The 24,660-nt window shown below is 70.9% G+C and carries 1 protein-coding gene and 1 pseudogene; both read left to right on the forward strand.

Annotated features, from left to right (window positions below; translation table 11 throughout):
* The first annotated feature begins 201 nt into the window (after positions 1 to 201).
* Entirely contained in the window at positions 202 to 7,584 is a 7,383-nt protein-coding gene (locus ACFVIV_RS02285) for an amino acid adenylation domain-containing protein (RefSeq protein ID WP_379192940.1), read from the forward strand.
* A 129-nt stretch (positions 7,585 to 7,713) separates the two neighbouring features.
* Positions 7,714 to 24,606, forward strand: a pseudogene (locus ACFVIV_RS02290) (amino acid adenylation domain-containing protein); the annotation flags it as partial.
* Positions 24,607 to 24,660 lie beyond the last annotated feature (54 nt).

Below are 24,660 nucleotides of genomic sequence, written 5' to 3' on the forward strand. Positions count from 1 at the left end.
TTCGCCCAGACCGTTCGGAATGCCGGAGCATGTACACGATGCGCACAGCGCATGGACGGTCGGGTGAGCCGTGTCCGCCACGGCGCGGGCTCGATACCATCAGTGCTCGGACCCGCGTTCGGCCGAGCGAGGATGAGGGACTTCGATCGGCCGGTCACCAGCGGCGCGGACCCAGCAAGACCGAGAGGTGAAGGTACATAGATGAACACTGCCCGCCGTTCCGTTCGCGGCAGCCGTCGTCGACGGTCGGGAGGCCTGCTGCTCGCGCAGCTGCTCACGGCCGCGGTCGAATCGGCGGCCGATGCGGTGGCGGTGCGGTTCAATGCCACCGGTGCGCCCGCCGACCAGCGTGAGATCACCTACCGCGACCTCGACGCGCAGTCCTCGCAGCTGGCACGGGCGCTGATCGCCAAGGGCATCGGTCCCGGCGATATGGTCGCCATCGGCATCACCCGATCCATCGAATCGGTGCTGGCCGTGTGGGCCGTCGCGAAGACCGGCGCGGCCTTCGTACCCGTCGATCCGGCCTATCCCGCCGATCGCATCGAGCATCTGCTGACCGACTCCGGCGCGGTGCTCGGCCTCACCACCGGGCAGTACCGGGCGGCGCTGGGCAATGCCACCTACTGGATCGAGCTCGACGATCCCATCCAGGCCGAGCGGATCGCGACCCATCCCGCGCATCCGGTCTCCTATGCCGACCGGGTGCGGCCGCTGACCGAACAGCATCCGGCCTATGTCATCTACACCTCCGGCTCCACCGGCAAGCCCAAGGGCGTGGTGGTCTCGCACACCGGCCTGGCCGGGCTGGTGGCCGCCGAGCGCGAGCACTACGACGTCACCGCGGATGCCCGCGTGCTGCACGTGTGCTCGCCGAGCTTCGACGTCTCGGTCCTGGAACTGCTGCTCACCTTCACCGCCGGGGCGACGCTGGTGGTCGCTCCCGCGGGCGTCTTCGGCGGCGTGGAGCTGGCGGAACTGCTGGCGCGCGAAGAGGTCACCCATGTGCTGATCACGCCCGGCGCGCTGGAATCGGTGGATCCGGCCGGCCTCGACGAGCTGACCACCGTGGTCGTCGCGGGTGACAAGTTCGGACCGGAACTGGTCGCGCGCTGGGCCACCGAGGACCGCCAATTCTTCAACGGCTACGGCCCCACCGAGGCCACGATTCTCGCCACCAGCACCGCGCCGCTGCTGCCGGGCGAGCCGGTGGTCATCGGCTCGGCCATTCCGGGCGTCGGCGCGTTCATCCTGGATTCGCGGCTGCGGCCGGTGCCCGACGGCGTGGTGGGCGAGCTGTACCTCTCGGGCCCGGCGCTGGCGCAGGGCTACAACCGGCGGCCCGGGCTCACCGCGGAACGCTTCGTGGCCAGCCCGTTCGGCGAGGCCACCGGGGTTCCGGGCGCGCGGCTGTACCGCACCGGTGACCTGGTGCGGCGTACCACCACCGCGAGCGGTGAATCGGATCCGGCCGGGGTCATCGAATACCTGGGCCGCTCCGATTTCCAGGTGAAGATCCGCGGCCTGCGCATCGAGCTCGGCGAGATCGACACCGCGCTGACCAGCTACCCGGAGGTGGATTACGCGGCCACGCTGGGCAAGACGCTGCCCTCCGGCGCGACCGCGCTCGTCTCCTATGTGCTGCCGCGCCCGGGCGCCACCGTCGACACCGCGGAACTGGCCGCCTTCGTCGGGGAGTCGTTGCCCGCGTACATGGTGCCCGCGGCCATTGTGGTGCTGGACGAGATTCCGCTGACGCCGGTCGGCAAGCTCGATCGCGACGCGCTGCCGGAGCCCGAGTTCGCGGCGCGGGAATTCCGGGCGCCGTCGACCCCGGCCGAGGAGGCCATTGCCGAGGTCTTCGCGACGCTGCTGATTCCGGACAACCCGGATGCCCGGGTGGGCGCCGACGACGATTTCTTCGAACTCGGCGGCAACTCGCTGCTGGCGGCGCAGGCCGCCGCCCGCATCGGCACCGCCCTGGACGTGCGGGTGCCGGTGCACGTGCTGTTCGAGGCGTCGACGGTGTCGGCGCTGGCGGCCCAGCTCGAGGGCGAGTCGGCTGCCGCCGGGCCCGCGCTGGGCGCCGTCGCGCGCCCAGAGCGGGTGCCGCTGTCGTTCGCGCAGCAGCGCATGTGGTTCCTCAACCGCTTCGATCCCGCCAGCGCCGTGGACAATATCCCGGTCGCGGTGCGCCTCAGCGGCGCCATCGATATCGAGGCGCTGCGCTCGGCTGCCGCGGATCTCGTTGCGCGGCACGAGGTCCTGCGCACCATCTACCCGGAAGTGGACGGCGAGGGCTACCAGCTGGTGCTGCCCCTCGACGATTCCCGTGCGCTGCCCGAACTCGCACTGCTCGAGGTACCGGCCGCCGAGGTCCCGGCACAGGTCGCCGCGGCCGTGGGCGCCGGCTTCGATGTGACCGCCGCACCGCCGATTCGGCTGCGGCTGTTGCGCATTGCCGACGAGGAGCATGTGCTCGTCGCGGTCATCCACCACATTGCCGGCGACGGCGTGTCCATGGGCCCGCTCACCCGCGATCTGGTGACCGCCTACGCCGAGCGCGCCCGCGGCGCCGCGCCGCAGTGGGCGCCGCTGGCCGTGCAGTACGCGGATTACGCGGTCTGGCAGCGGGAAACGCTGGGCCGCGAGGACGATCCGGAATCGCTGCTGGCCCAGCAGATCGGGTACTGGCGCGAAACCCTCGCCGATCTGCCCGATGAGCTGGTGCTGCCGTCGGATCGCCCGCGCCCGCCGGTCGCCTCCTACCGGGGCGGCACCTTCGCCTTCCGCATCGACGACGAGGTGTACGCGGCCGCACGGCATTTCGCCGAGGCCCGCAATATGACGCTGTTCATGGTCGTGCACGCCACCCTCGCGGTGCTGCTCGCGCGGCTGTCGGGCACCCGCGATATCGCCATCGGCACCCCGGTCGCCGGTCGCGGCGAGGCCGAACTCGACGATCTCATCGGCATGTTCGTCAATACCCTCGTGCTGCGCACCGATATCGATCCGGCCGCCGGCTTCGAGGATCTGCTGCGCCGGGTGCGCGAGGTGGACGTGCAGGCCTTCGGCCGCGCCGACGTGCCCTTCGAGCGCCTGGTCGAACTGCTCGATCCGGCCCGATCGCAGGCCCGCAACCCGCTGTTCCAGGTCATGCTGGCCTTCCAGAACATGGCGCAGACCCGGCTGGAGCTGCCCGGTCTCACCGTGGCCGCCGCCGATCTGGAGATCCCCTTCGCCAAGTTCGACCTGCAGCTCACCATGCAGGAGTCGCACGACGAGCGCGGCGAGGCCACCGGCCTGGCGGCCGAATTCTCCTATGCGCTGGATCTTTTCGACGAGGCCACGGTGGCCGGATTCGCCGAGGGCTTCCAGCGGGTGCTGGCCGCGGTGACCGCCGACCCGGCCAAGCCGGTCGGCGATATCCACCTGCTGACCGCCCTCGACCGGCAGCGGGTGCTCACCGACTGGAACGCCACACGGTTCGATGTGCGGACCGCGGTCGGACTGCCGCACGGCACCGCGCCGACGCTGGTGTCCATGTTCGAGGCGCAGGTCGCGGCCACCCCGGACGCGGTGGCGCTGGTGTTCGGCGATGAGCGCCTGACCTACCGCGAGCTGTCCGAGCGCGCCAACCGCCTGGCGCGCCGGCTCATGATGGGCGGCAACGGCCCCGGCCCGGGATCGCTTGTCGCCCTGGCCATGCGGCGCTCCACCGAGCTGGTCGTGGCCATGTATGCGGTGCTGCAGACCGGTGCGGGCTATGTGCCGCTGGACCCGGATCAGCCGCTCGAGCGCAATGGCCACATCCTCGACACCGCGCGCCCGCAGCTCGTCCTCACCACCACGCGCGACGGCTTCGTCGCCGGTGAGCACGAGATCCCGCTGCTGTACGTCGACGATATCGAGGAGGCGTGCCGGACCTACAGCCCCGCGCCGATCGCGAACTTCGAACGCACGCAACCCTTGCGGGCGGCCGACACCGCCTACGTCATCTTCACCTCCGGCTCGACCGGCCGCCCCAAGGGCGTGGCCGTCAGCCACGCGGCGATCGTCAACCGCCTGGTCTGGATGCAAGCCGAGTACCGGCTAAGCGGCGATGACGTCGTGCTGCAGAAGACCCCGGCCACCTTCGATGTGTCGGTGTGGGAGTTCTTCTGGCCCTTGCAGACCGGTGCGCGGCTCGTGGTCGCCAAGCCGGACGGGCACCGGGATCCGGTGTACCTGGCCCAGGTGATCGCCGAAGAAGCCGTCACCACTGTGCATTTCGTGCCGTCCATGCTCTCGGTCTTCGTGGGCGGTCTTCCATCCGTGGTTTCTGACCGGCCCAATCAACAGGACATTCCAGCCGGTGCATTGAAACTGCGTCAGGTGTTCGCCTCGGGCGAGGCGCTGCCCGCGCCGACCGCACACAAGCTGCGCGAGCTCACCGGCGCGCGCCTGCACAACCTCTACGGCCCGACCGAGGCCGCCGTCGACGTCACCTATCACGAGGTCACCGACGCCGACACCGTCTCGGTGCCGATCGGCCGCCCCGTCTTCAATACCCGGGTCTACGTGCTGGATTCGCGCCTGCACCCGGTGGCCCCCGGCATTGCGGGCGAGCTGTACCTGGCCGGCGACCAGCTCGCCACCGGCTATGTCGCGCGCACCGATCTCACCGCGGATCGCTTCGTGGCCAGCCCCTTCGGCCACGGCGAGCGCATGTACCGCACCGGCGACCTGGTCAAGTGGACGGCCACCGGGGAGCTGGAATACCTGGGCCGCACCGACTTCCAGGTGAAGCTGCGCGGGCTGCGCATCGAACTGGGCGAGATCGAGGCGGCGCTGCTGGCGCAGCCGGGCGTCGCGCAGTCGGTGGTGCTGGTGCGCACCGACGCCCACGCCGGCGATCAGCTCGTCGGCTATGTCGCGCGCGAGCCCGGCGCCGAGGTGGACGCCGATGCGGTGAAGGCCGCGCTGGCGCGCACTCTCCCGGCGTACATGGTCCCGGCGGCGGTGGCCGTGCTGGATGCCTTCCCGCTCAATGCCTCCGGCAAGCTGGACCGCAAGGCGCTCCCCGCCCCGGTCTTCGAGGCCAAGGTGTTCCGCGCGCCCGCCACCCCGATCGAGGAGATCGTCGCGGGCGTCTTCGCCGATCTGCTCGGCCTGGACCGGGTCGGCGCGGACGACGACTTCTTCGATATCGGCGGCAACTCCCTCGTCGCCACCCGCGCCGTCTCGCGCATCAACGAGGCCCTCGACGCCACCGTCTCGGTGCGCGAGCTGTTCGAGACCTCCACGGTGTCCGCGCTGGCCGGTCGCATCGTGCCCGGCGCCGCCGGCGGCGCGCGCCCGCCGCTGGTTGCGGGACAGCGCCCCGAGCGGGTGCCGCTCTCGCTGGCGCAGCAGCGCATGTGGGTGCTCAACCAGTTCGACACGGCCTCACCGGCTTACAACATCCCCATGGTCATCCGGCTCACCGGCACGCTCGACGTGGCCGCCCTGAGCCGGGCCGCCGAGGACGTGCTCGCCCGCCACGAGGTGCTGCGCACCCGCTACCCGGAATCCGGGCCGGGCGGCGCGCCGTACCAGGAGGTGCTGTCGGTCGCCGACGCCCTGCCCAGCGGCCTCGCGGTGGAGCGCGTCGGCGATATCGGCGCCCGGGTCGCCGAACTGGTCGGCACCGGATTCGATGTGGCCGCGGGCATTCCGGTGCGCATCGGCCTGCTCACCGGCGACGATCCGGACGACTACCTGCTCATCCTGGTGGCCCACCACATTGCCGCCGACGGCGCCTCCATGGCGCCGCTGGCCCGCGATCTGATGACCGCCTACCTGGCTCGCACCCGGGGCGAGAACCCGGGCTGGACCCCGCTCACGGTGCAGTACGCCGACTTCGCGGTGTGGCAGCGCGCCGTCATCGGCTCCGACGAGGACGCGGATTCCGTTGCCGCGCAACAGCTGGCGTACTGGCGCGAACAGCTGGACGGCCTGCCCGAGACGGCTCTGCTGCCGCTGGACCGGCCGCGGCCCGCGGTGGCCTCCATGGCGGGCGCCATTGTCGACTTCGCCGTCGGCGCCGAGGTGCACGCCGGGCTGAATCGCATTGCGCGCGAGCACAATGCCTCGCTGTTCATGGTGGTGCACGCCGCCATCGCGGTGCTGCTGGCCCGCATGTCGGGCAGCTCCGATATCGCCATCGGCACCCCGATCGCCGGCCGCGGCGAACGTGCGCTCGACGATCTGGTCGGCATGTTCGTCAACACCCTGACGCTGCGCACCGCCGTCGACACCGCGGCCTCCTTCGACGAATTGGTCGAACGCGCCCGCGAAACCGATCTGTCGGCCTTCGCCCACGCGGATGTGCCGTTCGAGCGGGTGGCCGAGGTGGCCGCGCCCGGCCGCGGTGCGGCGAACCCGCTGCTGCAGGTCGTGCTCGCCCTGCAGAACAACGAGACCGCGGTGCTGGAACTCCCCGGCCTGACCGTGGCCGCGCTGGACGCCGAACTGGCCGCCGCCAAGTTCGATCTGCAGATCGGCGTCGATCCGCTGCGCGCCGCGGACGGTACGCCGGGCGAGCTGGTCGTGGTGTTCTCCTATGCCACCGACCTTTTCGACGAGGCGACCATGGCGGCGCTCGGCCGCCGGCTGGAGCGCATCCTCACCGCCGTGGCCGCCGACCCGCACCTTCCGGTCGGCGATATCGACATCCTCGACGCCGCCGAACGCGAACGCGCCCAGGCCAGTACGCCGGTCGTGGCGCCGGCTCCGGCCAATGCCCGCGGTACCGCGCTGCCGCAATCGCTCTCGGCCGTGGTCGAGGACGATCCGGAGGGTCCGGCGCTGGCCTGGGGCGAGGAGGCGCTGAGCTACGGCGAACTCGATGCCCGCTCCTCGCGTCTGGCGCGGGTGCTGATCGGCCGCGGCAGCGGTCCGGGCACCGGCGTGGCGGTGCGGCTGGAACGCGGCATCGATCTGGCGGTGGCCCTGTGGGCGGTCCTCAAGTCGGGCGCCGCGGTGGTCCCGCTGGCGTCCGTCGACCGGCTCCCGCCGAGCGGCCTGGACGTGAAGGTCGGCCTGACGGTCGGCGCGCCGGTCTCGGCGCCGGGCATCGACTGGCTTTCGCTCGACGATCCGGCCGTGGTGGCCGAGATCGCGGCGGAATCGGCGCGACCGGTCACCTACGCCAACCGGACTCGCGCGCTCCGCGGTGAGGACACCGCCTTCGCCGCGCCGGGCGCCCGCGCCCTCAGCTACGACGGGCTGGCCGCGCTGGTCGACCGGGTGCGCGCGGAGGCGGAGCTGACCTTCGAATCGCGCACCGTCCACCTGGGCCGGGCACACGGCCCGCTGGCCGTGGTCGAACTGGTCGCGGCCGGCGCCGCCGGCGCGTCGATGATCCTGGCGGAGGCCGGAGTCGAGCTCACCGACGCGCTCGCCGACGAATGGGTCACCCATGTACTGGCCGAGCACGGCCGCCTCGCGCAGGTGGACGCGACCGCGCTCGAGGACCTGCGGGCCGTGATCGTCGACGCTGCCACGGTGGCGGACGCGTGGACGCAGGTCACGCTGGTCGCGCTGCCGAGCCTGGCCGAGTAACACGCCGCCGGGGCGCTCTCGATGGTTCTCGGGGGCGGTTCAGCGGCACGAGCATGACAGAACGGATGAGGACAGCTTCATGATTCGAGTGGTCGGGGCCCGGAACGAACTGATGCCGGTGATGTCGGCATGACCCGGACGGCTCGCGTACGTCCCACCCGGACCCGGCGTCCTCGAATCCCCACGCTGCCGCAGCTCATGGCCACCGCGGTGGAGGCCAATCCGGGCGGCACCGCCGTCGTGCTCGCCGACGCCGAGCGCACCCTCGGCACACTCGGCTATGCCGAACTCGACGATCGGTCGACCCGGCTGGCGCGGCTGCTCATCGACCGCGGCATCGGGCCCGAGGACCTGGTCGCCGTCGGCATCCGCCGCTCGCTCGAATCGGTGGTGGCGGTCTGGGCCGTCGCCAAGGCCGGCGCCGGTTTCGTCCCGGTCGATCCGAACTATCCGCCCGATCGCGTCGAGCACATGGTCGCCGATTCGGGTGCGGTGCTGGGCCTCACGGTCGCCGACACCCGCGGCGAACTGCCCGAGATCATCGATTGGCTGGCCATCGACACCGTCGACCTCGCCGACCACGCCAACGATCCGATCACCAATGCCGACCGGGTGCGGCCGCTGCGCGCCGAGCATCCGGCCTATGTCATCTACACCTCCGGGTCGACCGGTAAGCCCAAGGGCGTCATCGTCACCCACACCGGCCTGGCCGGATTCTGCGAGGTGCAGCGGGATTGGTACGGCGTCACCGCCGCCGACCGCACCCTGCACTTCGCCTCCCCGTCCTTCGACGCCTCGGTCCTCGAACTGCTGCTCGCCCTGGGCGGCGCGGCGACCATGGTCGTGGTCGCGCCCACCGTCTTCGGCGGCGCCGATCTGGCGGCCGTGCTGAAGCGCGAACGGGTGACCCATGCCTTCATCACCCCGGCCGCGCTGGCCTCGGTCGATCCGGTCGGGCTGGACGATTTCCGGGTCGTGGTGGTCGGCGGCGAGGCGGTGCCGCCGGATCTGGTGCAGCGCTGGGCGGCGCCGGGGCGCTCGTTCTGGAACGGCTACGGGCCGACCGAGACCACGATCATGACCAATATCGCCGAGCAGTCGGTGGATCGGCCGGTGCACATCGGGCCGGGCATTCCGACCGTCACGGCGTACGTGCTCGACGAGCGGCTGAAGAAGGCGCCCACGGGTGCGACGGGTGAGCTGTATCTGTCGAGCGCGCAGCTGGCGCGCGGTTATCACCAGCAGCCCGCGCTGACCGCCGCGCGATTCGTGGCGAATCCGTTCGATCCCAATGGCTCCCGGCTCTACCGCACCGGCGACCTGGTGCGCTGGACCGCCGACGGCACCATCGAATACCTGGGGCGCAACGACTTCCAGGTGAAGATCCGCGGCTTCCGCATCGAGCTCGGCGAGATCGACGCCGTGCTCGCCCAGCATCCGGCGGTGGATCTCGCCGTCACCGTGGGGCACGAGCTGCCTTCGGGCGGAACGGTTCTGGTGGCGTACGTGCACGCCACCGACGCCGGCGTGACCGCCGCGGAGCTGACCGCGCTGGCCGAGCGCAGCCTGCCCGCGCACATGGTCCCGACCGCGATCATGATGCTGGACCGCATTCCGCTCACGCCGGTCGGCAAGCTGGACCGGCGGGCGCTGCCGGAACCGGTGCTGCAGGCGCGGGAGTACCGCGCTCCGGAAACGCCTGTGCAGCAGATCATTGCCGAGGTCATGACCGAGGTGCTGCGCGCCGAGCGGGTCGGCCTGGACGACGACCTGTTCGCACTGGGCGCGGACAGCATTACCGCCATTCAGATCGTGTCGCGCGCGCGGGCGCGGGGCGTGGCCTTCCGGCCCAAGGACCTGTTCGAATCGCGCACGCTGGAGGCCCTCGCCGCCATTGCCGAGACGGTGGATCCCGGCCGGCCCGAAGAACAGCTGGCCACCGGGCCGCTGGTCGAGCTGAGCGACGACGAGCTGGCACGACTGCGCGAGAGCTACCCGAATCTGGCGGAGGTGTGGCCGCTCACGCCCTTGCAGTCCGGCATGCTCTTCCACGCGCAGCTGGCCGAATCCTCGGTCGACGCGTACATGGTGCAGTTCGCCATCGACATTCAGGGCGAGATCGAGGTCGAGCGGGTGCACGCGGCCGCGCAGGCCATGCTGGACCGGCACGTGAACCTGCGCGCGGCCTTCACCGAGGACGCGCACGGCAACCCGCTGCAGATCGTGGTCGACAGCGCCGAACTGCCGTGGGAATACACCGATCTCACCGCGCACGAACCCGCCGCGGCCCTGGCCGAGACCGAGCGGCTCATGGCGGCCGACATCGCGCGGCATTTCGATATGCGGACCGGACCGCTGCTGCGGATCACGCTGTTCCAGACCGCGGCCGACCGCTACCGGCTGTGCATCACCAGCCACCACATCCTCATCGACGGCTGGTCCATGCCGCTGCTCACGCAGGACATGCTGCTGCTGTACGCGGCCAATGGCGATGCCTCCCAGGTGCCGCCGGTGCGGCCGTACCGGGATTACCTGGCCTGGCTGGCCGCTCGCGATCACAGTGCGGCGCGGGAAGCCTGGCGGGAGGCGCTGGCCGGGTTCACCGAGCCGACGCCGCTGGCCGCGGTCGACCGGTCGCGGGAAATCTCTTCCGGCATCGGCGAAATCGGCTTCGATCTCAGCGCGGACGAGACCACCGCGCTCATGCGCGCCGCCGCCGACGCCGGGGTCACGCCCAATACCGTCGTGCAGGCCGCGTGGGGTCTGCTCATCGGGCGCAGCACCGATCGCGACGATGTGGTGTTCGGCGCCACCGTGTCCGGGCGTCCGCCGCAGCTGGCCGGCATCGAAACCATGGTCGGCCTGTTCCTCAATGCCATCCCGGTGCGCGTGCGGCTGGCGGCCACGGACACGCTCACCGACGTGCTGCGCGGACTCCAGCGCGAACAGGCGGCGCTGCTCGACCATCACCACGTCGGGCTGGGCGAGATCCAGGAGATCGCCGGAGTCGACGGGCTTTTCGACTCCATCGTGGTGTTCTCCTCCTACCCGGTCGACGGCGAATCCCTGGACGCGGCGGCCGAGCCGATCGACCAGGCCGGCATCCTCGGCGCCACCGCGGTCAACGGCACCCACTACCCGCTGACCGTCATGGTGCAGCCGGTGGGGGAGCAGCTGCGGTTCAACCTCAAGTACCTGCGCGACCTGTTCGACGAGGAGTCGGCCCGGGCCATCGCGCAACGACTTTCGGCGCTGGTGGGCCGGTTCGTCGCCGATCCGCGGGCGCGGGTCGCCGAGGTGGACGCCCTGCTCGACGGCGAGCGCACCGCGCTGGCGGCCGTCAATGCCACCGATGTGCCTGAGCTGCTCGACGATTCGACCCTGCTGTCGCTGTTCGACGCCCAGGTGGCGCGCACGCCGGACGCCCCCGCCATCCTGTTCGGCGACACCACGCTCACCTATCGCGAACTCGACGAGCGCGCCCGCCGGCTGGCACAGGAACTGGCGCTGCGCGGCGTCGGACCCGAGACCCGCGTGGCAGTGGCCATGCGGCGCAGCATCGAACTGGTCGTGGCCGTCTACGCCGTGCTGCGCGCCGGCGGCGCCTACGTGCCGGTCGATCCCGATCATCCGGCCGACCGCAACGAGTACGTGCTGGCCGGATCCGCCCCCATCTGCGTGCTGACCCGCACCGAGGACGGGTTCGAAACCGAGTCGGGCGTACCGCTGTTCTTCATCGACGCGCTCGCCGGTGCGCCGGCGTTCGTCGAGATCGCCCCGGCCGCCGTGCATCCGGACAACACCGCCTATGTCATCTACACCTCCGGGTCCACCGGCCGCCCCAAGGGCGTGGTGATCACCCACCGGCAGATGGCCAACCAGTTCCGCTGGGCGCAGCGGACCTACCCGCACACGACCGGCGATGTGGTGCTGCACAAGACGCCCATCACCTTCGATGTGTCCACGTGGGAGTTGTTCTGGCCGTTGCACACCGGCGCCGCGGTGGTCATCGCGGAACCGGACGGGCATCGCGATCCCGCCTACATCGCGCGGGCGATCGACGAATACTCGGTCACCGCACTGCATTTCGTGCCCTCCATGCTGGAGGCCTTCCTGGACGGCCCGGCCGGCGGGCATCCCTCGCTGCGCTGGGTGTTCGCCGCCGGTGAGGCGCTCTCGGCGGAGACCGCGACCAAGTTCGGTGCGGCCCTGCCGGATACGGACCTGGTCAACTGGTACGGCCCGGCCGAGGCGACGGTGGTGACGGCCCATCCGGCCGAGCACACCGCCGGTGTCGCGGTGCCGATCGGCAATCCGGTCGCCAATACCCGTGTCCTCGTGCTGGATCGGCAGCTGCGGCCGGTGCCCTTCGGCGCGGCCGGCGAGCTGTACGTCGCCGGTGTGCAGCTGGCGCGCGGATACTTCGGCGCTCCCGGCCTGACCGCCGAGCGGTTCGTAGCCCACGACGGCGGGGCGCGGCTGTACCGCACCGGCGACGTGGTGCGCTGGATCCCGGATCCGTCCGGGACCGGCCACGCGCTGGAATACCTGGGCCGCAGCGACTTCCAGGTGAAGCTGCGCGGCCAGCGCATCGAGCTCGGCGAGATCGAGACGGTGCTGCTCGGCCACGGCGCGGTGCATCGCGCCGCGGTATCCCTGGTGAAGGGCGCAACGGGCGACCGCCTGGTGGCGTACGTCGTCCTCGACGGCGAGGCCACCGACGCCGAACTGCTGGCGCACGTCCGCGAGACGCTGCCGTCCTACATGGTGCCCTCGGCCGTGGTGCGGTTGGATGCCATGCCGCTCAATGCCTCCGGCAAGCTGGACCGCAAGGCGCTGCCGGTGCCGGAGTTCCAGGCGCGCGCCTACCGGGAGCCCGCGACCGAGGCCGAGCGCACCGTGGCCGAGGTGTTCGCGGCCGTGCTGGGCTCCGAACGCGTCGGCGCGGACGACGACTTCTTCGAACTGGGCGGCAACTCGCTCAATGCCACCCAGGTGGTGGCGCGCCTGGGCGCCGCGCTCGGCGCGCGCGTGCCGGTGCGGGCCGTCTTCGAGGCGCCCACCGTCGCCGAACTCGCCGCCGCCCTCGGGACTCATACCGAGGCGCAGGCGCCGCCGCTGCGGCCCATGGACCGGCCGGAGCTGATCCCGCTGTCCTATGCCCAGCAGCGCATGTGGTTCCTCAACCGCTTCGAGCCCGAATCGGCCACCTACAACCTGCCCATCGCGCTGCGCATCACCGGCGCGCTCGATGTGCACGCATTGCGGTCCGCCGTGCGGGATCTGGTCGAGCGGCACGAGGTGCTGCGCACCGTCTACCCGGAGCACGAGGGCGTCGGCCACCAGGTGGTGCTCGCCCCGAGCGATCCCGACGCGCTGCCGGTGCTGCCGCTGCGCGATGTCACCGAGGACGAGATCCCGGCCGCCGTGGCCGAGGTCGCCTTCGCCCCCTTCGATGTGACCGCCACGCCGCCGCTGCGCCTGCGCCTGCTGCGCCTGTCCGCCGCGGATCACGTGCTCATCTGCGTGGTCCACCACATCGCCGGTGACGGCTTCTCCGGCGGCCCGTTGACCCGCGACCTCATGACCGCCTACCTCAGCCGCATTCAGGGCGTGCCGCCGCAGTGGTCGCCGCTCGCGGTGCAGTACGCCGACTTCGCGCTGTGGCAGCGTGAGAACCTGGGTGCGGAAAGCGATTCCACGTCGCTGCTGGCCCGCCAGCTCGACTACTGGCGCGAGACCCTGGCCGGACTGCCGGATCTGCTGGAACTGCCGACCGACCGGCCCCGGCCCGCCGTGGCCTCCGGCCGCGGCGCGACCGTCTCCTTCGATATCGACCCGCATGTGCACGGCGCCCTGGTCCGGGTTGCGCAGCAGCACAATTCGACGCTGTTCATGGTGGTGCACGCGGCCTTCGCCGCCCTGCTGGCCCGGACGTCGGGCAGCGGCGATATCGCCATCGGCGCGCCCATCGCGGGCCGCGGCGAGGCGGCGCTGGACGATCTCATCGGCATGTTCGTGAATACCCTGGTGCTGCGTGCCGAAGTCGATCCGGCCACCCGGTTCTCGGACCTGCTCGCCACCGTCCGCGGCACCGATCTGGCGGCCTTCGAACACGCCGACGCGCCGTTCGAACGCATTGTGGAACTGCTGGATCCGGCCCGCTCGCAGGCCCGGCACCCGCTGTTCCAGGTGGCGCTGACCCTGCAGAACATGGCGGCGACCAATCTGGAACTGCCCGGCGTCTCCGTCGCCGACGTGCAATTCGACGTGCCGGTCGCCAAGTTCGACCTGGACCTCACGCTCATCGAGCACACCACCGCCGACGGTGTGCCGCAGGGCATTTCGGCCGGGTTCACCTACGCGACCGATCTGTTCGACGCCGACACCGTGCACGCCTTCGCGCAGCGCCTGGTGCGCCTGCTGGTGGCCGTGGCCGCCAATCCGGACCGGGTCATCGGCGATATCGACCTGCTCGCCGTGGACGAGATCTGGCAGCTGCGCCAGGAGTGGAACGCCACCGCCGTCGAACTCGGCAATGCCACCCTGGTGGAGCTGTTCGGCCTGCAGGCGATGCGCACGCCCGAGGCCACGGCGCTGGTGTACACCGGCCCGGGGGAGCGGCGCGGGGAGCTGACCTACGGTGACTTCGCCGAGCGCGTGCACCGGCTGGCGCGGCATCTGATCGCACAGGGCGTCGGTCCGGAATCACTGGTGGCCCTGGGCATCCGGCGCTCGGTGGATCTGGTCGTGGCCATGTACGCGGTGCTGGAGGCCGGCGGCGCGTATGTGCCGCTGGATCTGGATCAGCCCGCGGAGCGGCTCGACTACGTGCTCGAGCTGGCGCGGCCCGCCGTCGTGATCACCAATGGGCGCGACTGGTACGAGAGCGCGTACCCGACCGTCAATCTGGATGTGCTGGATCTGACCCGCTACATCGGGATTCCGGTCACCGACGCCGAACGCCGTGCGCCGCTGCGGCCGTCGAATACCGCGTACGTGATCTTCACGTCGGGTTCGACCGGCCGCCCGAAGGGTGTGGCGGTGCCGCACGCGGCGGTGGTGAACCAGATCCGCTGGATCACCGCCGAATACGGCGTCGACGCCGACGATGTGGTGTTGTTCAAGACGCCGCAGACCTTCGATGTGTCGGTGTGGGAGTTGTTCGGGCCGTTGGCGACCGGTGGTCGCATGGTCGTGGCTACGCCGGATGGTCATCGGGATCCGCAGTATCTGGCGGAGGTGATTGCCGCCGAGCGGGTCACCATGACCTCGTTCGTGCCGTCCATGCTGACCGTGTTCGCGAGCAGCGTGCAGCCGGAGGCGCTGGCCTCGCTGCGGGCGCTGCTGGTCGCGGGTGAGGCGTTCACCGCCGATGCGGTGCAGGCCTTCCGGCGCATCAGCACCGCCGAACTGCACAACCTCTACGGCCCCACCGAATTCACCGTGCACGCCACCGCCGCGCCCGTCGCCGATGAGGTGCAGGGCGCGGTGCCGATCGGTTTCCCGGTGTGGAATTCCCAGGCCTACGTGCTGGATTCGCGGCTGCACCCGGTTCCGGCCGGGGTTCCGGGTGAGCTGTACCTGGCGGGCGAGCAGTTGGCGCGCGGCTACGTGGGCCGGGCGGACCTGACCGCGGATCGCTTCGTGGCCAACCCGTTCGACATCGGCGCGCGCATGTACCGCACCGGTGACCTGGTGCGGCGGACCGCTGATGGTTCGATCGTGTACCTGGGCCGCACCGACTTCCAGGTGAAGCTGCGCGGTCTGCGCATCGAACTCGGTGAGATCGAATCCGCGCTCACCGCACACGATTCCGTCGCGCAGGCCGTCGTGGTACTGCGCTCCGACGCGAACAGCGGCGACCGGCTGGTTGCCTATGTGGTGCCGTCCGGGACCACCGTCGCGGTCGATGCGCTGCGGGCGCACCTGTCCGCGCAGCTGCCGTCCTACATGGTCCCGGCCGCCATTGTCGCCCTCGATGCCATGCCGCTCAATGCCAACGGCAAACTCGATCGAAAGGCCCTGCCGGAACCGGAATTCGAGGCCCGGGCGTTCCGCGCCCCGGCCACCCCGGCGGAGGAGACGGTCGCGGCCGTCTACGCCGAGGTGCTCGGTCTCGACCAGCCGATCGGCGCCGACGACGACTTCTTCGAGCTCGGCGGCAACTCGCTGGTCGGCATTCGCGTGGTCGCCCGCCTCGGCGCGGCCCTGGACCTGCGGGTCCCGGTGCGCGTGCTGTTCGAGGCGCCCACCGTGGCCGCCCTGGCCGAACTGCTGGCATCGCAGACGGGCGCGCGCCGCCCCGCGCTGACGGCGGGGCCGCGGCCCGAACGCATTCCGCTGTCGCTGGCACAGCAGCGCATGTGGTTCCTCAACCGCTTCGACACCACCTCGACGGCTTATCATCTGCCGATCGCGCTGCGGCTCAGCGGAACACTCGACGTGGCCGCGCTGCGGCAGGCCGTGGCCGACATCATGGCCCGGCACGAGGTGCTGCGCACCGTGTACCCGGAGGCCGACGGCATCGCCCACCAGGTGGTGCTGCCCGCCGAGCAGGCCGTCGTCGAACTCGCCCCGGAGACCGTGGAACTCGCGGCGCTGCCGGAGCGCATCGGCGCGCTGCTCGCCGAGGGCTTCGACGTGACCGGCGAGATCCCCTTGCGGGTCACGCTGTTCCAGCTCGACGCCGAGGCCACCGAGCACGTGATCGTGCTGGTCGCGCATCACATCGCCGCCGACGGCTGGTCCATGGGCCCGCTGGCGCGGGACCTCATGACCGCCTACATCTCCCGATCGGCCGGATCCGAACCGCACTGGCGACCGCTGCCGGTGCAGTACGCGGACTACGCCCTGTGGCAGCGCGAAGTGCTTGGCTCCGAAGCGGATTCGGAGAGCCTGGTCGCCGCCCAGGCCGACTACTGGCGCACCCAGCTCGCCGACCTGCCGGACGAGCTGAACCTGCCCTCGGATCGGCCGCGCCCGCCGGTGCAGTCCTTCCGCGGCGGGGCGGTGACCTTCCCGATCTCCGCCGAGGTGCACGAGGGCCTGCGGCGTATCGCGCGCGAGCAGAACGCCACGGTGTTCATGGTCGTGCACAGCGCCCTCGCGGTGCTGCTGGCGCGGCTGTCGGGCACCGCGGACATCGCCATCGGCACGCCCATCGCCGGCCGCGGCGAAGCCGAACTCGACGACCTGATCGGCATGTTCGTCAACACCCTCGTGCTGCGCACGCAGGTGAACGGCGCCGAACCGTTCACCGAACTGCTGGCGCGCGCCAAGGACACCGATCTGCAGGCGTTCGCGCACGCCGACATCCCGTTCGAGCGCCTCGTCGAGGTGCTCAATCCGGAACGCTCCACCGCGCGCAACCCGCTGTTCCAGGTCGCGCTGTCGTTCCAGAACCTGCCCGAGAGCGATTTCGAGCTGCCCGGACTGCGCATCAGCGCACTCGAATCCGGCATCGAGACTTCGCAATTCGATCTCATGCTGACCATGCGCGACGCCGGCGACAATGGCATGGCCGCCATCGTCACCTATGCGCGGGACCTCTTCGACGAGGCCACCGTCGAGATGTTCGCGCAGCGCTTCGTCCGGCTGCTCGAGCAGATCATCGCGCGCCCGCAGCTGCCGGTCGGCGATCTCGACCTGCTCGACGCGGGCGAGACCGCCGATTTGACGACACGCACGGGCGCACCCGCGATTCCGGCGTCCACGCTGCCCGAGCTGATGGCCCGGGCCGTGGCGGCCAACCCGCGCGGCGCGGCGGTCTCCTTCGGCGGCCGCGCCTTCAGCTACGCCGATCTGGACGCGGCCTCCTCGAAACTGGCGCGCCTGCTCATCGCACGCGGCGCCGGACCGGAAACGCTGGTGGCCGTGGCCATTTCGCGGTCCATCGGCTCCGTGCTGGCCGTCTGGGCGGTGGCCAAGGCCGGTGCGGCCTTCGTGCCGATCGACCCGGAATACCCGGCCGAGCGCATTGCGCACATGATCAGCGATTCCGGCGCCACGCTCGGTGTCACCATTTCGGCGAAGGCGGTGCACCTGCCGGGGCTGGCGGGCCTGTCCGGCTGGATCTGCCTGGACGATCCGAAGGTCTCGGCCGAGGTCGAAGCGCAGTCGCCCGCACCGATTTCCGATGCGGACCGGTGGGGCAGCGTGCGGCCGGAGCACATCGCGTACGTCATCTACACCTCCGGCTCCACCGGCGTGCCCAAGGGCGTCGTGGTCACCCATGCGGGTCTGGCCAACTTCAGCGCCGAGCAGGTCGAGCGGTATGGGCTCGATTCCGATTCGCGGGCACTGCATTTCGCCTCGCCCTCGTTCGACGCCTCGGTGCTCGAATACCTACTGGCCCTCGGGGCGGCGGGCAGTCTCGTGGTCGTCCCGCCGGGCGTGTACGGCGGTGTGGAGCTTGCCGAGCTGATTCAGCGCGAGGGCGCCACGCACGCGTTCATCACCCCGGCGGCCCTGGCCTACCTCGATCCGGCCGGGCTGGATTCGCTGCGGGTGCTGGTCGCCGGTGGTGAGGCGGTGCCCGCCGATCTGGTCGCCAAGTGGGCGATTCCGTTGGCGGACGGCACGGTTCGCGCCTTCCACAATGGTTACGGCCCGACCGAGACCACCATCATGACCAATATCAGCGGTGCGCTCACCGACGGTGATCCGGTCACCATCGGCGGCCCGATCCGGGGCATGCACTCGCTGATCCTCGACGAGCGGCTGCGGCCGGTTCCGGTCGGCGTGGCGGGTGAGCTGTACCTGTCGGGTATTCAGCTGGCGCGCGGCTACCATGACCGGCCGGGTCTGACCGCGGATCGGTTCGTCGCGAATCCGTTCGCGGCGGGTGAGCGCATGTATCGCACCGGTGACGTGGTTCGCTGGACTCCCGCCGGTGAGGTGGAGTATGTGGGCCGCAACGACTTCCAGGTGAAGGTGCGCGGCTTCCGCATCGAACTCGGCGAGATCGACGCGGCACTGGCCGCCCACGAGAGCGTCGACTTCGCGGTCACCGTCGGCCACAAGACCGAGGCGGGCGCGACCATCCTGGCCTCGTACGTCCTGCCCGCACCGGGCCGGTCCATCGACATCCCGGCGCTCACCGAGCATGTCGCGGGCCGCCTGCCGGAATACATGGTGCCCACCGCCATTACGGTCCTGGACCGGGTGCCGCTGACCCCGGTCGGCAAGCTCGATCGCCGGGCGCTGCCCGAACCGGTGCTCGCGGTGCGTGAATTCCGCGCGCCCGCAGGCGATGTGGAAATCGCCGTCGCGCAGGTCTTCGCCGAGGTGCTCGGCGTGGACCGGGTCGGCGCGGACGACGATTTCTTCGCCCTCGGCGGCAACTCGCTGCTGGCCACCCAGGTGGCGGCGCGCATCGGCGCGGTCCTCGACACCCGGGCCGCGGTGCGGACCCTCTTCGAGGCGTCCACCGTGGCCGGCCTGGCCGCGCGCCTGGCCGAGCATGCCGGTGCGGGCGCCCGCACGGCGCTCACCCCGCAGGAACGGCCGGAATCCATTCCGCTCTCGCTCGCGCAGCAGCGCATGTGGTTCCTCAACCAGTTCGACACCGCCTCACCGGCCTACAACGTGCCGGTCGCGGTGCGGCTCACCGGCGAGCTGGATGCGGATGCGCTGCAGCGAGCCGTCGCCGATGTGATCGAACGGCACGAGACGCTGCGCACCGTGTATCCGGAGCGCGATGACGTTCCGGCACAGGTGATCCTGCCCGCCGCCGACGCCGTCCCGGATCTCACGCCGATCGCGGTCGATGCCGCCTCGGTGCGGGATCGGGTGATCGAGGTGGTCGCCGCCGGATTCGATGTCACGCGCGAACTTCCGTTCCGCGCCAAGCTGTTCCGCGTGGAAGCGGAGCAGCCCGAGCATGTGCTGGTCTTCACCGCCCACCACATCACCGCCGACGGCTGGTCCATGGCCCCGCTGACCCGCGATGTGGTCATCGCGTATGCGGCGCGTGTCAATGGGTCCGCCCCCGGCTGGCAGCCGCTGCCGGTGCAGTACGCGGACTACGCCATCTGGCAGCGCGAAGTCCTGGGCTCCGAACAGGATCCGGACAGCCTGGTGGCCACACAGGCCCGGTACTGGCGCGAGCAGCTCGCCGAACTGCCGGACGAGCTGAACCTGCCCGCGGATCGCCCGCGCCCGGCGGTGCAGTCCTTCCGCGGTGGGGCCGTGACCTTCCCGATCTCGGCCGAGGTGCAGGAGCCCCTGCAGCGCATTGCCCGCGAGAGCAACGCGACCATGTTCATGGTCCTGCACTCCGCGCTGGCCGTGCTGCTGGCGCGGCTGTCCGGCACCGCGGACATCGCCATCGGCGCGCCCGTCGCGGGCCGCGGCGAGGCCGAACTCGACGACCTGATCGGCATGTTCGTCAACACCCTGGCACTGCGCACGCAGGTCGACGGCTCCGAGTCGTTCACCGACCTGCTCGCCCGGGTCAAGGACACCGATCTGCAGGCGTTCGCGCACGCCGACATCCCGTTCGAGCGGCTGGTCGAACTGCTCAACCCGGAGCGCTCCACCGCCCGCCATCCGCTGTTCCAGGTGGCGCTGTCGTTCCAGAACCTCCCGGAGAGCTCCTTCGAGCTGCCCGGATTGCGGGTCTCCGCAGTCGATTTCGATGTGGAGATCGAGAAGTTCGACCTGCAGCTGACCGTGCAGGAATCCGCCGCGACCGGGATGTTCGCCATCCTCACCTACTCGCGGGACCTGTTCGACCAGCCGACGGTGGAGGGCTACGCGCAGCGGTTCACCCGCCTGCTCGAGCAGATCATCGCCGCGCCGCACGCGCCGGTGGGCGATCTGGAGATCCTGGCCGCCGACGAACGCGACTACCTGCTCGACCGCACGGGCGGACCGGAGGTGCCCCCGGCCACCCTGCCGGAACTGCTCGGCGCGGCGGCCACCGCCAACCCGGACGGCGACGCCGTCACCTACGCCGGGCGCACCCTCACCTACCGCCAGCTCGACGAGCTGTCCTCGCGCCTGGCGCGCGAGCTCATCGCGCACGGCGCCGGACCGGATGTGCGGGTGGCCATGGCCATTCCGCGTTCCATCGAATCGGTGCTGGGCATGTGGGCCATCACCAAGACCGGCGCCGGACTGGTCCCGGTCGACCCGAACTATCCGGCCGACCGCATCACGCACATGGTGTCCGACTCCGGGGTGGCCTTCGGCATCACGCTCACCGAACACCTGGGCGCGCTGCCCGCGCTGTCCGGGCGGTGGCTGGCGCTGGACGATCCGGAATTCGCGGCCGCGGTCGAAAACCGTTCGCCGGCCATTATTTCCAATATCGACCGGCCGGGGCGGCTGCGCCCGGGCAATATCGCCTACATCACCTACACCTCCGGCTCCACCGGCGTGCCCAAGGGCGTCGTGGTCACCCATGCCGGCCTGGCCAACTACAGCCGGGCCCAGCTCGACCGCTATCAGCTCGACTCGTCCTCGCGCACACTGCATTTCGCCTCGCCCAGCTTCGACGGCGCGATGATGGAGCTGCTGCTCGCGGCCGGTCCCGCCGCGACCATGGTGATCGTGCGACCCGGGATCTACGGCGGCGAGGAACTGGCCGAGGTCATTCGCTCCGAGCGCGTGACCCACGCCTTCATCACCACCGCGGCCGTGGCCACCATGGACCCGAGCGGCCTGGACAGCCTGAAGGTGCTCGCCGCCGGCGGCGAGGCCATGCCGGTCGACATGGTCGCCAAGTGGACGGTGCCGTTCGCCGACGGCGGTGTGCGCGCCTTCCACAATGTGTACGGGCCGACCGAGACCACCATCGTCACGAACATGAGCCACCCGCTCTCGGCGGGCGATCCGCTGGTGATCGGCGGAACCATCAGGGGTGTACGGGGACTCGTCCTGGACAACCGGTTGCGGCCGGTGCCGGAAGGGGTTTCGGGCGAGCTGTACCTGGCCGGCATCCAGCTGGCCCGCGGTTACCATGCGCGGCCGGGGCTCACCTCCGAGCGATTCGTGGCCAACCCCTACGAGCCGGGCGCGCGCATGTACCGCACCGGTGACGTGGTGCGCTGGCGGCGCGACGCCGAAGGCAATTCGGCCGTGGAATACGTGGGCCGCAACGACTTCCAGGTGAAGATCCGCGGCTTCCGCATCGAACTCGGCGAGGTCGACGCCGCGCTGGTGGCGCACGAGAGCGTCGATTTCGCGCTCACCGTCGGGCACCGGACCGACGCCGGATCCACCATCCTGGCGTCCTATGTGCTGCCCGTGGCCGGGCGCACCGTCGACGTGGCCGAGCTGCTGGAGTACCTGTCGGCGCGCCTGCCGGAATACATGGTGCCGACGGCCATCACGGTCCTGGACAAGCTGCCGCTCAACCCGGTCGGCAAGATCGACCGCAAGGCGCTGCCGGAACCCGTACTGCGGCAACGCGAATATCGCGGCCCGAGCACCCCGCTCGAGGAAAGCGTGGTCGCCACCATCGCCGAGGTGCTCGGCGTGGAACGCGTCGGCGTCGACGACGACTTCTTCGAACTCGGCGGCACCTCGCTGCTGGCCACCAAGGTCGTCAGCAAGCTGCGCGCCCTCACCGGCGCGGAGGTCATGGTCTCCTGGTTCTTCACCGGGCCGACCGCCGCCGGGCTGGCCGCGCAGATCACCGCCGCCCTCGACAGCGAGGTCGACTACGACGCGGGCACCGCCGCCGCGCTCGCGGTGGTGCTGCCCATCCGGGCGCACGGCACCCGCCCGCCGTTGTTCTGCCCGCCGCCCATGTCCGGCATGGCATGGATGTACGCCGGATTGGCGCGCGTGCTGCCGGAGGACCAGCCGATCATCGGCCTGCAGTCGCCCGCGTTCACCGAGGAGGACTACGCGCCCACCTCGCTCACCGAGATCGCGCGCCGGTACATCACCGAGATGAAAGCCATTCAGCCGGAAGGCCCGTACCGGTTGGCGGGCTTCTCGCTGGGCGGCACCCTCGCGCACGCCATCGCCACCGAACTTCAGGCCGACGGCGACCGGGTCGATGTGCTGGCCATCCTCGACACCTTCCCGGAGATGGAGTTCGACAAGTTCCGCGACTCCATCGTCGACGAGTTCGCGCAGCTCGGCATCGGCGCGGAGGCGTTCCCCGAGGAAGGCGACCTGCTCGATATCAGCGAGGACGCGCTGCGCGCCATGCACGCGGCCCTGCCGAGCGAGCTCGGCGTGCTGACCCTGGACCGGGTCCGGCGCATCTACCAGGGCGCGGTGCGCACCGTCATGCTGCGCGCCGAGCACCGCGCGGGCACCTACGACGGCGATCTCGAGCTGTTCTACGCCGAGGAACCCACCCCCGGTTACGACCAGCGCTCGCCCGAGGAATGGCGCAAGCACGTCACCGGCGCGATCACCGTGCACCGCATGCCGTTCCGGCATCAGCTCATGATCACCGCCGAGGCCTACGCCCTGAGCGGGCCGAAGCTGACCGAAATCCTCGAGCGCGCCGACCGGCCGCGCCAGACCGCCACGGTCCGGGTGCGGCGGGCCGAGCTGTTCGCGCCCGAGGCCGACGACACCGCTGCCGACGACACCGCCGACTGGGCCACCACCGCCGTGCTGCCGGTGGTGAACTTCGACGACCCGGCCCCGGAGGTGAAGCTCCGGACCAAGGAGCCCGAACCCGCGCCCGTCGCCTTGCCGCCGGTCATGGGTCCGAGACTCACCGCGGTCGGCGATGTCTCGCCGCTGCCCGCCGGTGCGGTCGGCCTGCTGGAGATCGAACCGTCCGGGCTGTGGGTGCGCGCCATCACCCTCGATATCGCCGCCGATATCTCCGGCACCCGGGTGCGCCGCTCGGTGGCCTCTCTGCTGGACCGCCACCCGGCGCTGTGGGCGCGGCTGCGACGCACCAATGACAGTGTGGTGCTGGACATTCCGAACCAGCCCGCGCAGGGCGCGGCCGCGGTGTGGCAGCTGGACCCGTCCGTCGAGGCGGTGGGCGATCCCATCGAGGCCGTCATCGCGGCGGCCGCGGCGGAACTGGATCCGGAGAAGGGCTACCACGTCCGCTTCGTACTGCTGGAGAACGTGCCGGCCGACCCGAAGCGCGATCCGGAGGATCAGCCCGCGGCCCTGCTGGTCGTGGTCGCCAACGGCTTGGTGGTGGACGACGCCTCGTGGCGCACCATCATCGAGGATCTCACCGCGTCCTGGTCCGGCGGGCACGCCACCCCGCCCAGCGCCGACGCCCACCCGGTCGGCATTGCCCGCGGCCTCGCCGTGCGCGCCGCCGATACCGGCACCGTCGACGAATTGGGTTGGTGGCGAATGGAGTTGGCCGGGGCTGAACCGGGGCTCGCGCCCGGGGACGTGCCCGGCGACGGTCCCGACGCGCTCGGCCGCGGCCGGGTGTCGGTCTCCATCACCGGTGAGGGCGCGGCCGCCGTGGACGCGGTGGCCCGCCGCTACAACGCCACCATCGACGAGGTGCTGCTGTCCGCGCTCGCCGTCGCCCTGCTCGACGAGGGCGGCGCGGGCGCGCGGCGGACCACCGGCTCGGTGGTCCGCCTGATCGCCGACGGCCGCCTGGCCGGTGATCCCGCCGGGCAGCGCACGGTCGGCGCGTTCAGCACCAGTTACCCGTTCGCGCTGCGCCTCGACGGGGTCGATTTCGCGGAGGTCCGCCAGGGCGGTCCGGCCGCCGGTTCGGTGCTGCGGCAGATCCGCGACCGGTGCCGGGCGGTGCCGTCCCAGGGTGTCGGCTTCGGGTTGCTCCAGTACCTGAACCCGGCCACCGCCGCCGAGACGGCCGGGCTTCCGGTCGGCCGCATCGGCTTCCGGTACCGGGATCTGCGACCCGCCCGGGTTTATCCGGAACCGGTGGCCGATGATCTCTACCTGGATCTGACCGTGGACACCAGCCAGGACGGCCTCGTCGCCCGCTTCGACTTCGCGGGCGCGGTGCTGGAACTGGAACAGGTGAAGCGGCTCGTCGAGGGCTGGGTGCAGGCGCTGGGCGGACTCGCCGAACACGGCCGTGCGACCAATCCGTAATATTGTCCGCTGTCGCGGCGCTGTGATAGGCCGTATGGTCTGACGGGGGATGGA

The sequence above is a fragment of the Nocardia sp. NPDC127526 genome (assembly GCF_042672265.1).
Lineage (GTDB): Bacteria > Actinomycetota > Actinomycetes > Mycobacteriales > Mycobacteriaceae > Nocardia.